Origin of the sequence: Pseudomonas sp. NPDC090755 (genome assembly GCF_044769005.1) — a bacterium.
Taxonomy (GTDB): domain Bacteria; phylum Pseudomonadota; class Gammaproteobacteria; order Pseudomonadales; family Pseudomonadaceae; genus Aquipseudomonas.
The window spans coordinates 136224-151562 of record NZ_JBIVXC010000008.1; the positions used below are offsets into that span (position 1 = coordinate 136224).

The 15339-nt window shown below is 62.4% G+C and carries 9 protein-coding genes; all 9 read left to right on the forward strand.

Translation table 11 applies throughout. The annotated features are described in order from the left end of the window. The first annotated feature begins 257 nt into the window (after positions 1-257). The 9 genes from ACIQUS_RS14290 (at position 258) to ACIQUS_RS14330 (ending at position 15289) form a co-directional block, all read left to right on the forward strand. A complete protein-coding gene (locus ACIQUS_RS14290; RefSeq protein WP_403047965.1) occupies positions 258-2936 on the forward strand; it encodes a LuxR C-terminal-related transcriptional regulator in 2679 nt (892 codons plus the stop codon). A gap of 101 nt (positions 2937-3037) precedes the next feature. Then, positions 3038-4147 carry a CaiB/BaiF CoA transferase family protein gene (locus tag ACIQUS_RS14295; protein WP_403047967.1) on the forward strand — a complete coding sequence of 370 codons (1110 nt, stop codon included), beginning with the start codon at positions 3038-3040 and terminating at the stop codon, positions 4145-4147. A 27-nt stretch (positions 4148-4174) separates the two neighbouring features. Then, positions 4175-5248, forward strand: coding sequence for an MBL fold metallo-hydrolase (locus tag ACIQUS_RS14300; RefSeq protein WP_403047968.1), 1074 nt, complete (start codon positions 4175-4177; stop codon positions 5246-5248). Positions 5249-5341: 93 nt separating this feature from the next. Then, the gene (locus ACIQUS_RS14305) at positions 5342-6484 is read left to right on the forward strand and encodes an acyl-CoA dehydrogenase family protein (protein ID WP_403047970.1); all 1143 of its coding nucleotides are present in this window, start codon (positions 5342-5344) and stop codon (positions 6482-6484) included. 814 nt (positions 6485-7298) lie between these two features. Then, complete coding sequence (locus tag ACIQUS_RS14310) at positions 7299-8441, forward strand: acyl-CoA dehydrogenase family protein (protein WP_403047971.1); 1143 nt, start codon at positions 7299-7301, stop codon at positions 8439-8441. A 34-nt stretch (positions 8442-8475) separates the two neighbouring features. Beyond that, the gene (locus ACIQUS_RS14315) at positions 8476-9615 is read left to right on the forward strand and encodes an acyl-CoA dehydrogenase family protein (RefSeq protein WP_403048049.1); all 1140 of its coding nucleotides are present in this window, start codon (positions 8476-8478) and stop codon (positions 9613-9615) included. An 8-nt stretch (positions 9616-9623) separates the two neighbouring features. Beyond that, positions 9624-10832 (forward strand): acetyl-CoA C-acetyltransferase, encoded by a 1209-nt coding sequence (locus tag ACIQUS_RS14320; protein ID WP_403047973.1) that lies wholly within the window; start codon positions 9624-9626, stop codon positions 10830-10832. Between the two features lie 34 nt (positions 10833-10866). After that, the gene (locus ACIQUS_RS14325) at positions 10867-13011 is read left to right on the forward strand and encodes a 3-hydroxyacyl-CoA dehydrogenase NAD-binding domain-containing protein (protein ID WP_403047975.1); all 2145 of its coding nucleotides are present in this window, start codon (positions 10867-10869) and stop codon (positions 13009-13011) included. A gap of 46 nt (positions 13012-13057) precedes the next feature. Further along, positions 13058-15289: an SDR family NAD(P)-dependent oxidoreductase gene (locus ACIQUS_RS14330; protein ID WP_403047977.1), complete on the forward strand. Its 2232-nt coding sequence runs from the start codon at positions 13058-13060 to the stop codon at positions 15287-15289. Positions 15290-15339 lie beyond the last annotated feature (50 nt).

Below are 15339 nucleotides of genomic sequence, written 5' to 3' on the forward strand. Positions count from 1 at the left end.
CTCCAGCCTGGCGGCGGTGCTCGGCGATTGAAGCAACTTCCTGCGCCAGTCGCCCCACTCACTTTGAGTGGAGGCACTGTAGCGCGTAGGCTGGATAGGATAGTTGTCTACCCTCACGCGCGAAGGTGGTCTTGGGCGAACACCGCGCCGGGCACTGAATAAGTGCTGTGCTTTAATGGTATGCCACGCGATGTCGCCATCGCGCGGTGCGGCGAATGAGTGAGGGCATGCCAACGAGCCCAGAGGATTGCCTGAAGATGCCTGCTGATAAGTTACTGGTTTCGTCCAAGTTCGCCCCGCCGCGCATCGGCACTCGATCGATCACACGTAGCAACCTGCTGCAGTTGCTCGAGCGCATGGGAGAATGCCGTGTCGGGCTGGTAGTCGGCAGCCCGGGGTTTGGCAAGACTACGTTGCTCGCGCAATGGCGTCAGAGTGCGATGAAGGCGGGCGCCGAGGTGGCCTGGCTGTCGCTCAGTGCAGACGACAAGTACCTGTCGACCTTCTTCGTCTACCTGACCGAGGCCATGCAGCGCCTGGGCATCAGCATCGAAAACGATCTGCCGCTCGATTCGGCCGTGGGGGAGTCGCTCGACCTCTATGTCGCCGCCGTTGTCGACGGTGCGTCGGGTATCAAGCGTGACCTGTACCTGATCCTGGACGACTATCAACATGTTGCCGATCCGCGAGCGCATCGGCTGATGCAGAAGCTGCTCGATCATTGTCCCGATAACCTCCACTTCATCATTGCCGCCAGGGTCCAGCCGCCTTTGAGCCTGGGCCGTCTGCGGTTGATGGGACAGGTCATTGAAGTGGACTGCGCCGCACTGCCCTTCGATCTGGCCGAAACCCGGGCGTTTCTTGACGTCAACTCGGGCTCACTGAAGTTGACCTCAGAGGAGATTCACCAACTCCACGACTTGACCGGAGGATGGCCGGCCAGCTTGCAGTTGATCGCCATTCTTTCGCGCAGCAGACCGAATACGCGCGAAGCGCTCCAGGAGCTGGCCTGGAAGACCGATAACCTGCAGGCTTACCTGGCCGAGGATGTCATGGCGCACTTGCCACCTGAACTGGTGGCATTCATGGAAAGCATCAGTATCTGCCGACGTTTCAACGCCGGGCTGTCGTCGGCGGTCAGTGGCCAGGAGCAGGCCAAGGAGTTCCTGACCCGCCTGGAGGAAGAGAACCTGCTGATTTTCCGCATCGAGGGTGATGATCGTCGATTGTGGTACCGCTTCCATCCGCTATTCGGTGACTTTCTCGCCACCCACCTGGCCCGTCGCGAACCGGATGAAATTGCGCGCTTGCACCTGCGCGCAGCCCATTGGTTCGCCGAGCAAGGGCTGTTGGCCGAAGCCGTGCGGCATGCGATCGAAGGGGGCAATCTTGAGTTTGCGGTCGAGATCATCGAGCGTGTATCGCCCTCGAGCTGGGGCGTTGATTACTTGAGCCCGATGTTGCGGTTGCTGGACCGGTTGCCACAGGATTTGTTGTTCTCGCGGCCGCGGTTGTTCTTCCTTGGCTGCCTGGTCTACAGCATGTCGGCGCGTACGGTGAAATCCGAGGCCTGGCTGGAGCAGTTCATGCGCAGCGGGGCCGCCCAGGACGCCGATGTCGCCCATGGCCTGCCGTTGGTGCAAGCCGCCATCGCGCTCCAGCGCGACCGCACTGAAACGGTTATCGCACTGTTGGAGCATTATCAACCGCTGGCCGATGATTATCCGATGATGCGTTTCGGTCACCCGGCCATGCTGGGTGACGCTTATGTAGCCAGCGGGCGCTATGAAGAAGCACAACGTTGTTTCGACTTCGTATCGACCGGTGAAGCGGACCAGGAAGACGAAATGGCCCTGGTGCTGGCGTGCTCGTCGGTCCGTTGCCTGATGATGCAGGGCAGGGTCATCGAGGTGGAGCGGCGCAGTGCTGATTTACTCGTACAAGCCAGTTCTGCCCATGGCTATCGCTCGCGCAGTGCCAACCTTGCCGCTTCGATGCTGGCCGAGTCCTGTTATGAACTTGACCGTGTCGACAGTGCCCGTGAAGCCCTGGCCAATCGCACCGCACTGTTTCAGGTTTCGTTACCGGGAACCATGATCGGCTCGACCTTGTGCCGAGCCCGGCTCGATATGCTTCAGGAGTCGGCGTCCATCGCACTTGATTTTCTTGAGCGCCAGGAACGGCATTTTCGCCGCCTGGGGCTGGATCGCGCAGTGGTCCACAGTTTGGCCGAGCAGGTCCGGATTCTGCTGGTCGAGGGTGATGTTCCCGCGGCTAGCGAGCGACAGGCGCGTCTTGCGGCGATCGCTGAAAAGTACCCTGGGGCACGTGGTTCGGTGGCGGAAATTCCCGTGATGGCGGCGCTGGCGAGTGCCCGGATAAACCTTGCGAGCAACGAGGGCGAGCAGGCAAGAGCGTCACTGGCGTCGGTGCTCGAGTTCGCCGGCAGCCAGGGCCGGGGGCAGTTGCAGGTCACCGCTACTCTGTTGACTGCCGTGGCCCTCGACATGCTTGGGCTGGCGCCTGAGGAATGCCTGCTTCGGGCGCTGGGGCTTGGCCGGCGCCTGGAGTTGGTCCGTACCTTGGTTGACGAGGGCACGGCGGTGCAGGGGCTGCTGTTACGCTTGTCACAAGCGGAGAGTGTGCAGAGCGATATCGGTGGCTATCTGGCCAGCCTGTTGCGCGGTTTCAGCGATGTGCAGTCGGCCGATGATTCTGGGCATGGTGCGGCGACCAGGCGCAGCGTGTTGACGCCGCGAGAGATTGCCATTCTCCAACTGATAGGCCAGGCAATGACCAACAAGCGTATTGCCCTGACCTTGAACATCTCGCTTGAAACGGTGAAGTGGAACCTGAAGAACATCTACGTGAAGCTGGGCGTGTCGAGCCGCTATGACGCGATTTCCTGGGCGCGCAAACACGAGTTGATCCACTGAGTGGGGGGCGCGATGGATCACTACCCCAAGATGAGGGGGCGTCGAATGCAGGGTAACTTACCTATCCTGCCGACATCACTCATGCAGCAGGGGGCAACGAGATGGATGCAAAGCAGGGGCCGTTGTCGGGTCTGAGAATTCTTGAAGTAGCGGGTATAGGACCTGGTCCGTTCTGCGGCATGCTGCTGGCCGATCTGGGTGCCGATGTGGTGGTGGTCGAGCGGGACGTCCAGGACGCCGATGAAATGGAATTCGGTCCTCAGGCGCTGTTCAAACGGGGCAAACGTTCGGTCAGGGCCGACCTGAAAACCCCGGAAGGGGTTCAGACCGTTCTTGAACTGGTCGCTCATTGCGACGCGTTGATCGAGGGCATGCGCCCGGGTGTTATGGAACGCCTGGGATTGGGGCCGGACATTTGCCTTGAACGCAACCCACGCCTGGTCTATGGCCGCATGACGGGTTGGGGGCAGGATGGGCCGCTGGCCCAGGCTGCCGGCCATGACAACAACTACGTCGCACTTTCAGGCGCGCTCTGGTACGCCGGTCAACCCGGACAGCCTCCTGTCGCGCCACCCAGCCTGCTTGGCGATGTTGCCGGCGGCGCACTGTACCTGGCGATCGGTGTACTGGCCGGCATCATGAACGCGCGCACCTCGGGCCAGGGCCAGGTGGTGGATGCGGCAATCGTTGATGGTTGTGCGCACATGCTCAACCTCTTGCTGGTCAGCAAGGCGGCCGGTCTTACCGTCAATGAGCGCGGCGGCAGTTCGCTCGACGGCTCGCACTGGTTCAATACCTACCGGTGCGCCGACGGCCAGTTCATTTCAGTGGGGCCACTTGAGCCACGCTTCTACAAGCTGCTGCTGGATAAGGTGGGTCTGGGTGACGATCCACTCATGGCCAACGCACACAACCCCAAACACTGGCCGCAGCAGCGTGAACGTTTTGCCGCCGTGTTCGCCCAGCGCACCCGTGAGCAGTGGTGCGCACTTCTGGAAGGTACCGATGCGTGCTTCGCGCCCGTGTTGAATCTGGATGAGGCAGCAGACCACCCGCACCTGCGCGCACGTCAGGTGTTCAGCCGTGACCGCGGTTTTCTGGAGGCCAATCCCGCACCACGATTTTCCGCAACGCCGGCCAACAAGCCGGGTGCGGTACCCCAACGTGGTGAGCACACTGACGCCGTCTTGCGCGAGTGGACGGCTCGCTGATCGGCGGGCGATAACTTGGAGATCGGGATGCAACGCACCGTTGAGCCACTGTTGTACCCCTGTGGTGATGCACCGGAACCGGGCATGGGCCATGAGGTCGCGCCCGGGGTGTTCTGGTTGCGCATGCCGCTGCCGTTGTCACTGGACCACATCAACCTCTGGGCGATTCGCGATGGGGACGACTGGGCGCTGTTCGACAGCGGGATGGACACTCCGGCAACGCAGGACGCCTGGCGCCAGTTGCTGGCGCCAGGCGGTGCCTTGGAGGGCGGGAGGGCAGCACGTCTGTTCGTGACCCACATGCACCCGGACCATATAGGACTGGCCGGGTGGCTCAACCAGGCGTTCGGCAGCGAGCTGTGGATGACCCAGACAGAGTATCTGAACTGCCGGATGCTGGCGGCCGATACTGGCCGTAGCGCGCCCGAGGAGGGCGTACGCTTCTACCAGGCTGCTGGTTGGGACGCCTCAGCGATAGCGCGCTACCAGGAACGCTTTGGCGGGTTCGGCAAGATGATTTCGCCTCTGCCACAAGCCTATCGGCGCCTGCGTGATGGCGACATCGTGCGTATCGGCGAACACGACTGGCAGGTATGGGTAGGCACCGGGCATTCCCCCGAGCATGCGTGCTTCTACAGCCCTGACCTGCACCTGTTGATTGCCGGCGACCAGGTACTGCCGCGTATCTCGCCGAATGTCTCGGTCTTTCCCACCGAGCCGTTGGCTGACCCGTTGGGCGAGTGGTTGCAATCCCTCGCTCGCTTTCGCCAGATGCTGCCTGATGACGTTCTGGTGCTGCCCGCGCACGGTGAGCCATTCAGGGGGCTGCACGCACGACTGGATCGTCTGCTGGAGGGGCATGCAAAAGGGTTGCAGCGTCTGCAGGCACGTCTCGCCGAAGGCCCCAGGCGTGCCATCGACGTGTTTGGCGCCTTGTTCGCCCGGCCCATAGGCGCGGATCTGTTGTCGCTGGCCACCGGCGAATGCCTGGCCAATCTCAACTATCTGGTGCAACGAGGTCGTGTCGCTGTGGAGGTGGACGGGGAGGGGGTGTGCTGGTACCACGCAACGCAACCCACCTCCCTTCCCCCTCTCTGTTAGGGGTGCACCGGTAGGCACTGAGGCGAATAACTTCGCCGGGTACCGACCGACCGGCCGGCCGACGCCGGCATGGCATATACCTGAGGAGGCTGCATGATTCCACGTACCCTGTTCGAACACGAGCACGACGCGTTTCGCTGTACCGTACGCAGGTTCCTTGACGAGGAATGCGTCCCCCACCACGAACAGTGGGAACAAGACCACCGCGTGCCGCGCTCGATCTGGGTGCGCGCCGGTGAACTTGGCCTGCTCAACGCCACGACACCACAGGCCTACGGTGGCCTGGAGCTGGACCGGCGCTTTTCGATGATAGTGCAGGAGGAGTTTGGCCGTGCCGCCACTTCTGGTCTGAACGGTTTCAACGTGCACGATATCGTCGCCGGTTATTTCATCAACTTTGCAAGCGAGGCGCAGAAGCAGCAATGGCTGCCGAAGATGGCCGCAGGTGAAGTGATCACGGCCGTCGCCATGACAGAGCCAGGCACCGGTTCCGACCTGCAGGCGGTGAAGACCCGTGCAGTGCTGGACGGGGACGAGTACGTGATCAACGGCTCGAAGACCTTCATCTCCAACGGCACCAACTGCGATCTGATTGTGGTGGTCGCCAAGACAGGGAACAGCGGCAAGGGCGCTCAGGACATCTCCTTGATCCTGGTCGAAGCAAACGCCCCGGGCGTCGCCAAATCCAGGCCCTTGCGCAAGATTGGCCTGAACGCCCAGGACACCACCATGCTGTTCTTCGAGGATGTCCGGGTGCCGAAGGAGAACATCCTGGGCGGTGTGGCGGGACAAGGCTTCTATCAGTTGATGAAAGAACTGCCCTGGGAGCGCATGAGTATCGCCATCCAGTCCCTTGGTGCGGCCCACGCGGTGCTGGAGTCAACACTGGAATACACCCGTGGGCGAACTGTATTCGGTAAGCCGATATTCGAGTTGCAGAACACCCGTTTCACGCTCGCGGAGCTCAAAGCCGAACTCACGATCGGGCAGAGCTATGTCGATGCCTGCATGCTCCTGCTGCTCAGGCACGAACTGTCCAGTGCAGCCGCCGCCGCTGCGAAGATGTGGTGTTCCGAGCTGTACACCCGGGTCGTGGACAAGTGCCTGCAGTTGCATGGCGGCAATGGCTACATGCTTGAGTATCCCGTGGCCCGGCATTATCTCGACAGCCGCGTGAACCGCATCTACGGCGGTGCCAACGAAATCATGCGCGAGCTGGTCGCACGCACTCTCTGATCCTGAGGCGCTGGTTGCGTTCAGGCCGGGCCCCCAGGGTTCCGGCCTTTTTTTGGTTCTTCACGGAATTCCGGGAGGTATGGTCTTTGGGCTTGGGCTTGGGCTTGGGCTTGGGTGTTGAGGGGGCGAGCTTATCCATTCCCTGTGGCGACGCTGACGGCCCCTTCCGCCTTTACGGCGGGTCCCTTTTGTCTTGGCAAAAGGAACCAAAACCGCTTGCTCCTACATACGGCCCTACGCTGCGCTTCGGGTACCCTCGCTGCGGCGTCTTCCGGGGCCACGCGGCACTACGACTTGCTTCGCAAGTCTACGGCTCGCGTTCTTCGGCTGCGCCGAAGGTGCTACGCACCGGCCCCTCCAGACACCTCCACTCGGCCTCCTGAAGTCGCGAAGTTACGGGCGGCGCCTGCGCTGACGCATCTTCGAAATCAAAGGCTGGCGCAGCAAGAACAGCATTGCGGGCAAGCCCGCTCGCAATGCGAGTAATGACTCGCTCTTGCTCTTGCTCTTCATGCACGCAAGTTCAGGCACTGCAGACCGCGACTTCAGGAGGGGACCCGGAGCGCAGCGTAGGGCCGTCAGCATCGCCGCAAGGAATGGATAAGCACACAGCCTCAACATCCCCCCAAAAAAGGTTCGGCCCCAGGGGAGGGGGGCTGCGCGAACTCCCTTTTCAGGCGTCTGCACGGCGCCATCCCCCCCGGCCCCCCCTCTCACACCTAGGGGTACAGCGGCGCTGGCGATCCGCCTATCGTCGAATCATTCAAAGGCCCGGCATACCTGGCCCCTATAACAACAATCGAGGACATGCCGAATGATTCCGCGCACGCTGTTTGATCACGAGCACGAGGCGTTTCGCAGCACGGTGCGGCGCTTTCTGGCCAATGAGGTATCGCCCTTTCACGAGCAATGGGAAGCGGTTCACCTGGTTCCGCGTGCTGTCTGGAAGCGTGCGGGTGAACTGGGCCTGCTGAACGCGACTACACCGCAAGCCTATGGTGGCCTGGGCCTGGACCGGCGCTTCTCGCTGATCACCAGTGAGGAAGTGTTTCGCGCCAACGCCTCGGGTCTGATCGGCTTTGGCGTCCACGACATCGTTGCCGGTTACCTGAACAACTTCGCCACCGAGGCGCAAAAACAGCGCTGGTTGCCCGGCATGGCGGCCGGCGAGTTGATCGGCGCCGTGGCAATGACCGAGCCCAATACGGGCTCCGATCTGCAGGCGATCAAGACGCGCGCCGTGCTGGAGGGTGACCACTATGTCATCAACGGCGCCAAGACCTTCATCTCCAACGGTACCCATTGTGACCTGGTTGTCCTGGTGGCCAAGACCGGCAACAGCGGCAAGGGCTCCCAGGATATTTCACTGATTCTGGTCGAGGCCGACCGTGTCGGTCTCAGCAAGTCCCGCCCGCTCAAGAAGGTCGGCCTGCATGCCCAGGACACCACCATGTTGTTCTTCGAAGACGTTCGCGTGCCGCGTGAGAACGTGTTGGGCGGCGAGCCGGGCAAGGGCTTCATCCATCTGATGAAAGAACTTGCCTGGGAGCGCCTGGCGATTGCCGGCCAGAGCATCGCCGGTGCCGAAGCGGTCCTGGAGCAGACACTGGACTACACCCGTGGGCGCAGCGTGTTCGGCAAACCCATCTTCGAATTCCAGAACACGCGCTTCCAGCTGGCAGACCTGAAAGCCCAGATCGCCATCGGCCAGAACTATGTGGATCGCTGCATGGAACTGTGCCTTGCGCACACCTTGACCCCTGAAGCTGCGGCCGCAGCCAAGCTGTGGTGTTCCGACCTGTACACGCGGGTGGTCGACCAGTGTCTGCAACTGCACGGTGGCAACGGCTACATGCTCGAGTACCCGGTAGCCCGTCACTACCTCGATCACCGGGTGCTGCGGATCGCCGGTGGCGCCAACGAAATCATGAAAGAACTGGTCGGGCGCACGCTCTGATCCTGGCCGAATTGAGGACGATGACATGCAATACCTGATCCCCCGCACTTTGTTCAGCGCCGAGCACGAGGCGTATCGCCGCACGGTCAAACGCTTTCTGGACGAGCAGGTGCTGCCCTTTCACGAACAGTGGGAAGAAGAACACCGGATCCCTCGCGAAGTCTGGCGAAGTGCCGGCGAGTTAGGCCTGATCCTGCCATTTTTGCCCGAAGCGTATGGCGGTGTCGGTACCGACAAACTGTTCGAGATGATCCTCATCGAAGAATTCATGGGCTCTGGTGCTTCGGGGCTGATCGGCTTTGGCGTGCACTCGCTGGTGGCGGGTTACCTCAACAATTACGCCACCGAGGAAATGAAGCAGCGCTGGCTGCCGGGGATGATCAGCGGCGAGGTGATTGGCGCGGTGGCCATGACCGAGCCGAACACCGGCTCCGATCTGCAGGCCGTCAAGACCCGTGCGGTGCGCGACGGTGATGAGTACGTGCTCAACGGTTCCAAGACCTTCATTTCCAACGGCACCCAGTGTGACTTCGCCCTGGTGGTGTGCAAGACCGGAGAGACCGGCAAGTCAGGGGACATCACCTTGATTCTGGTCGAGGCCGATCGACCGGGTTTCGAGCGCTCGACACCCTTGAAGAAGGTCGGTTTGCATGCCCAGGACACCTCGATGCTGTTCTTCGACAACGTCCGTGTACCTGCCAGCAACGTGCTCGGTGGGGTCGAGGGTCAAGGCTTCGGTCAGTTGATGCGCGACCTGGCGTGGGAGCGCATGAGCGGCGCCATCGGTTTCCAGGCCCAGGCTGAAGCAGCCTTGTGCCATACCCTCGACTACACCAAGGGTCGCACGGTGTTCGGCAAGCCGATCATCGATTTCCAGAACAGCCGTTTCAAGCTTGCCGAACTCAAGACCCAGATCCAGCTGGGGCGCTCCTGGGTCGATCGCTGCATGGAACTGGCCTTGCGCGGCGAGTTGAGCGCCGAGGCGGCGGCGGCCGCCAAGTACTGGACTGGCGAGTTGAGCAACCGCGTGGTGGACGACTGCCTGCAGTTGCACGGTGGCAATGGCTACATGCTCGAGTACCCGATCGCGCGCCTGTATCGCGACGTGCGTGGTAACCGCATCTGGGGCGGCACCACCGAGATCATGAAAGAAATCATTTCGCGCACCCTGTGAGTACTGTGATGAACGCTGCCTATATTTTCGACCACGTTCGTACCCCACGGGGCCGCGGCAAACCGGACGGTTCGCTGCACGAAGCGACGCCCGTGCACCTGAGCGCCACGGTGCTTACCGCGTTGCGCGAGCGCAACGGCCTGGACACCCGACAGGTAGACGACATCGTGTTCGGCGTGGTGTCGGGTATCGGTGAGCAGGGCGGTGGTGTGCCCCGCGTCGCCGCATTGGCCGCAGGCTTCGACGAGCGTGTGGCGGGTGTACAGATCAACCGCTTTTGTGGCTCCGGCCTGGAAGCCTGCAACATGGCCGCGGCCAAAGTCGTTGCCGGCGGCGCCGACCTGGTGATTGCCGGCGGCTGCGAAAGCATGTCGCGGGTGGCCATGTTGTCCGATGGGGGCGCCTGGGGCGTCGACCCGGCCGCGGCGTTCGCCACCCGCTACATGCAACTGGGCGTCTGTGCCGACCTGCTGGCCAGCCAGCATGGCCTGAGCCGCGAACAGGTCGATGCCTTCGCCGTGGAAAGCCATCGCCGCGCTGCCCTGGCCACGGCCGAAGGCCGCTTCGATCGTTCGTTGGTAGCGGTGCGCGATGTGCTGGGCGACGTGCTGCTTGACCACGATGAAAACGTACGTGCCGGCTGTACCCAGGATGATCTTGCCAAGCTGCGCCTGTCGTTCGCTGACAGTGGCCGCCGGGTGGGTTTCGATGCCTTGGCCCTGGCCCGCTACCCGCAGCTGGAGTCAATCGGTCACGTACACCATGCCGGCAACTCCTCGGGCATCGTTGACGGTGCCTGCGCTGTATTGATCGGCAACGAAACGGCGGGCCGCGCCGCCGGGCTCAAGCCTCGTGCACGCATTCGCTCTTTTGTCGAAGTCGGTTCGGAGCCGACCGTGATGATGACTGGCCCGTCGGTGGCCACGCGCAAGCTGTTGCAGCGCAGCGGCATGACCCTGGCCGATATCGATCTGTTTGAAGTCAACGAAGCCTTCGCTGCCGTGCCCCTGCACTACATGGACAGCCTGGGTGTTGGTGCGGACCGCATCAACGTCAACGGCGGGGCGATTGCCCTGGGCCATCCGCTGGGCGCAACGGGTGCGATGTTGCTCGGCACCGTGCTCGATGAGTTGGAGCGCACGGGCAAGGGTACGGCTCTGGTCACGTTGTGCATCGCCGTCGGTATGGGCGTCGCCACCGTCATCGAACGCGTCTGAGCCGCCTGGCATCGAGGATTCCATGGAAAAGCCAATGAACCTGATCAGTACCTCAATCACCGACGGCATCGCCACGCTGACCATCGATATGCCAGGGCGCAGCATGAATGTGCTGTCACTGGACCTGGTCGACGAACTGGACAGGGTGTTTACCGAACTGCTGCGCGCCCCTGAGGTGACCGGCATCATCGTGGCCAGCGGCAAGAGCAGTTTTGTCGCCGGCGCTGACCTTGCGTGGGTGGCCGGGCTGGCCCGGCCAGGTACGCCACGGGAAAAAGTCATGGCCGAGATCGGCGCCCTGGGCACCCTGTTGCGCCGCATCGAAACGAGCGGCAAGCCCGTGGTCGCTGCCGCCAGTGGCACCGCCCTGGGTGGGGGGTTGGAGCTGATGCTGGGTTGTCACTACCGCATTGCCGCGCAGGTCCCGGGAGCGCAATTCGGGCTACCGGAAGTCAAGCTCGGGGTTCTGCCAGGTGCTGGCGGTACCCAGCGCATGCCGCGCCTGATAGGGATTGCCGCCAGCTTGCCGCTGATCACCCAAGGCACTCACCTCAGTGCCGAAGAAGCGCATCGCCTGGGCCTGCTGGATGAACTGACCAGCCCTGAAAATCTCCTGGCCGCCGCCGACCGCGCGTTGCGCGAAGGGCGGGTCAAGGCCATTGCCGCCTGGGATGAAAAAGGCTACGTGCTACCCGGCGGCGATGCGTATACCCCGGCCAATCGGCAGGCACTGATCGAAGCCAATGCCAGCTTGCATGCCAGCAAGCGTGGCTTGTATCCGGCAACTTTGGCGATCCTGCGCTGTATCTACGAGGGCGCTCGCCTGCCGATGGACAAGGCGCTGCAGCTGGAGCTCAAGCACTTCGCAACGCTGGTGCCAGGACCGGTCGCGGACAATCTCATCCGTATCAACTTCTTCGCCAAACAAGCGGCTGCCAAGCTGGCCCGCCGCCCTGTTGGCATTCCCCGCAGCAAGGTGGCCGAGCTCGGTGTCATAGGCGTTGGCCTGATGGGCGCCGGGATTGCCCAGGTGGCAGCGCTCGCTGGCATCGAGGTGGTGATGCTGGACCGCGACCTGGTCCTGGCCGAACGTGCACGCGAGCAGGTCGCTGTAGCTCTGGACAAAGACGTAGCCAAGGGCCGTCTGACTGCCGTCGCCCGTGAACAGGCACTGGCGCGGATACGCCCGGTCTCTGGTTACGCGGCGCTGGGTAACTGCGATCTGGTGGTCGAGGCGATCGTCGAGGACGCCGATATCAAGGCCGTCGTCACCCGTGCCGCGTGCGAGGCGATGAAACCAGGCGCGATCTTCGCGTCCAATACGTCGGCGTTGCCGATCGGTGAACTGGCCCAGGCCAGTCCGTGTCCGGAGCACTTCATCGGCCTGCATTTCTTCTCCCCGGTACCGCGCATGGGCATGGTCGAGGTGATTGTCGGGCCGCGCACCTCGGATCAGACCCTGGCGCGCGCCATGGACTTCATCAGCCAGCTGCGCAAGTCGCCTTTCGTGGTCAACGACGGTTATGGCTTCTACACCTCGCGTTGCTTCGATGCCTATGTGCGCGAGGGAATGCGCTTGCTGGTCGATGGTGTAGCGCCGGCACTGGTCGAGAATGCCGCGTTGGCCATCGGCATGAACATCGGCCCGCTGGCGCTGGCGGATGAGGTCGGGCTGGACGTTATCCAGCACACCTCGCGTTTCTATCGCAGCCGCGAGCCCGGGCCGATCGGTGACGATCGCCACAAGGTCAACGCCCTGGTTGATCGGCAAAACCAGTTCAATCGACTGGGACGCAAAAGCGGGGCCGGCTTCTACCTGTATCCGCAGGGCGCGGCCAAACACATCGATCAAGCCCATTGCGCCCAATTCGCCAGCCAACGGCTGGCCATGGAAAGCGCCGTCGCAAGTGAGCGGCTGCTCTATGCGCAGTTGCTCGAAGCTGCTCGTTGCTGGGCCGAAGGGGTCATCGTCGATACCACCGAAGCCGACCTCGGCGCGCAGAACGCCTGGTCATTCCCTGCCTGGCTGGGCGGGCCGTTCTCGGCTATCGAGCAGATCGGCCCGGACAAATTCGTCGCACGGTGCGACGTGCTATGCGCGCAGTTGGGGGCCCGCTTCACGGTGCCTCGAGCGCTGCGCGAACTTGCCGCTAGCGGCGCCATGTTCCACCGGGATTAACCGGTCGCGAGCTAGAAAAACAGTTCCCAATTGAGGAGATAACATCGTGTCACAGGAACTTCGTTTCGATGGAAAAGTCGCTATTGTCACCGGCGCCGGCAATGGCTTGGGGCGTGCGCATGCGTTGCTGTTGGGCGCTCGCGGCGCCAAAGTGGTGGTCAATGACCTGGGCGTGAACCTTGAAGGTGTTGGCATGTCGTCGGCGGCGGCCGATGCGGTGGTCGCCGAAATTCGTGCGCTGGGCGGTGAAGCGGTGGCCGACTACAACTCGGTCGCCGAAGGCGAAAAGATCCTTGCCACCGCGCTGGAAGCATTCGGTACGGTCGACATCCTGATCAACAACGCCGGCATCCTGCGCGATGTGTCGTTCGCCAAGATGACCGAAGAACAGTGGGACCTGATTCAGGAAATCCACGTCAAGGGTGCGTTCAGGTTGACTCGCGCCGCCTGGCCGATCATGCGCGAGAAGGGTTACGGCCGTATCATCATGACCGCGTCCGGTGCCGGTATCCACGGTAACTTCGGTCAGTGCAACTACTCGACAGCCAAATCCGGGCTGATCGGCTTCGCCAAGTCGCTGGCCTTCGAAGGTGGGCCGAAGAACATCCGCGTCAACACCATCGCCCCGATTGCCGCGTCGCGCCTGGTGATTGCCAGCGGCATCCTGCCCGAAGATGTACATGCCAAACTGGCTTCCGAACACATTGCGCCGTTGGTGGCATGGCTGTGCCACGAGGACAACACTGAAACCGGCAGCCTGTTCGAAGTCGGCGGCGGCTTCCATGCCAAGTACCGCTGGGAGCGTTCCCAGGGTCGTGTGCTGCACACTGACAGCCTGAGCCCGGAACTGGTGCGTGAGAACTGGGAGCGGATTACCCAGTTCGATGAGCACAGCGTTCACCAGACCACGGGTGGCGAAGGTTTCCAGGAGTTGTTCTCGCGCCTGGAGTCGCCGGCCAAGGGCGGCAATCAGTACGTTGACATGGAAGTGGCGGCCAACGCAGTGTCCACGCTCGAAACCGAATACACCCAGAACGACGCGGCCCTGTATGCCCTGGCCGTAGGCGCTGCCAAGGATCCACTGGACGAAACCGAACTGCTGTACATCAACGAGTTCAAGGACGACGAGTTCCGTGTGCTGCCAACCATGGCGGTGCTGCCCGCGACCCAGGTCTTCCTGCAGGCGATCAAGTCGGGCAAGCCCAGCCTGGAAGGCCTGGAACTGCCGTTCGCCAACGGTCTGCATGGCGAACAGTTCACCCAGATGTACCGTCCGCTGCCTCCGGCCGCCAAGCTCAAGCACACCATGCGCTTGAAGCAGGCCATCGACAAGGGTCGCAGCTCGGTGTCGATCCTGGCGGTGGAAACCACCGATGAGCACGGCGTGCCGCTGTTCTATAACGAAATCACCAGCTTCTACGCCGGTGTTCCGGGTGCCGGGCTGGAAAAAGCGCCGAGCGTACCGATGCCAGCACTGCCCGAGCGCGCCCCGGATGCGGTGATCGCCGAGCAGACCGAAGTCAACCAGGCCTTGCTCTATCGCCTGTGCGGCGACTGGAACCCGATGCACGTCGATCCCGATTACGCCAAGGCCGCCGGGTATGAGAAGCCGTTCCTGCATGGCCTGTGCACCTTCGGCTATGCCGGTCGCCATGTGATCAAGGCGTTCTGCAACAACGATTCGCGTCTGTTCAAGAGCATCCGTGTGCGCTTCGCCGCCATCGTCATGCCGGGCGATACCCTGGAAACCCGCATGTGGCGCGAGACGCCGACCCGAGTCGTGTTCGAGACCCGTGCGGTGGAGCGCGACGTGGCGGTGCTCAAGGGCGGCGTGGTCGAGATCTTCGAGCAGATTCCAGACATCAAGTCGCTGACCGATGGTGTTCAGGAAGAGCCGAAAACCCTGACCGCCCACGACGTGTTCAGTGTGTACAAGGCGCATCTGCAGGCGCATCCGTACATCGCCGAGCAAGCACAGATGATCATGCAGTTTGTCGTCAAGAACCGTGACTCCAGCTGGGTGCTGGATCTGAAGAACGGCCAGGGCGACGTCTACCAGGGCGTGGTTGAAAAGCCCGACGTGACCATGGTCATCCAGGAGGCGAACATGCCGGAGCTGGCCTCTGGCGAAGAGCCACAACTGCAAAAGTTGTTCTTCGGCGGCAAGCTCAAGCTGACCGGCGATACCCTGGCATCGAAGAAGCTGGAGGCCTTTGCCGGCATTGACCAGCAACTGTATGCCCAGGCCACCGCCAAGCGGCTCAGTGACGCGATTTAAGGTCACACCACGCAAACGTGCTGGCCGGGGTGTGACTGCCCTGGCCAGCA

Excerpts from the sequence above, each read along its gene's own strand:
- ACIQUS_RS14325 (WP_403047975.1), top strand. The coding sequence starts at position 10,867 with ATGAACCTGATCAGTACCTCAATCACCGACGGCATCGCCACGCTGACC.
- ACIQUS_RS14295 (WP_403047967.1), top strand. The coding sequence starts at position 3,038 with ATGGATGCAAAGCAGGGGCCGTTGTCGGGTCTGAGAATTCTTGAAGTA.
- ACIQUS_RS14305 (WP_403047970.1), top strand. The coding sequence starts at position 5,342 with ATGATTCCACGTACCCTGTTCGAACACGAGCACGACGCGTTTCGCTGT.
- ACIQUS_RS14300 (WP_403047968.1), top strand. The coding sequence starts at position 4,175 with ATGCAACGCACCGTTGAGCCACTGTTGTACCCCTGTGGTGATGCACCG.
- ACIQUS_RS14310 (WP_403047971.1), top strand. The coding sequence starts at position 7,299 with ATGATTCCGCGCACGCTGTTTGATCACGAGCACGAGGCGTTTCGCAGC.
- ACIQUS_RS14320 (WP_403047973.1), top strand. The coding sequence starts at position 9,624 with ATGAACGCTGCCTATATTTTCGACCACGTTCGTACCCCACGGGGCCGC.
- ACIQUS_RS14290 (WP_403047965.1), top strand. The coding sequence starts at position 258 with ATGCCTGCTGATAAGTTACTGGTTTCGTCCAAGTTCGCCCCGCCGCGC.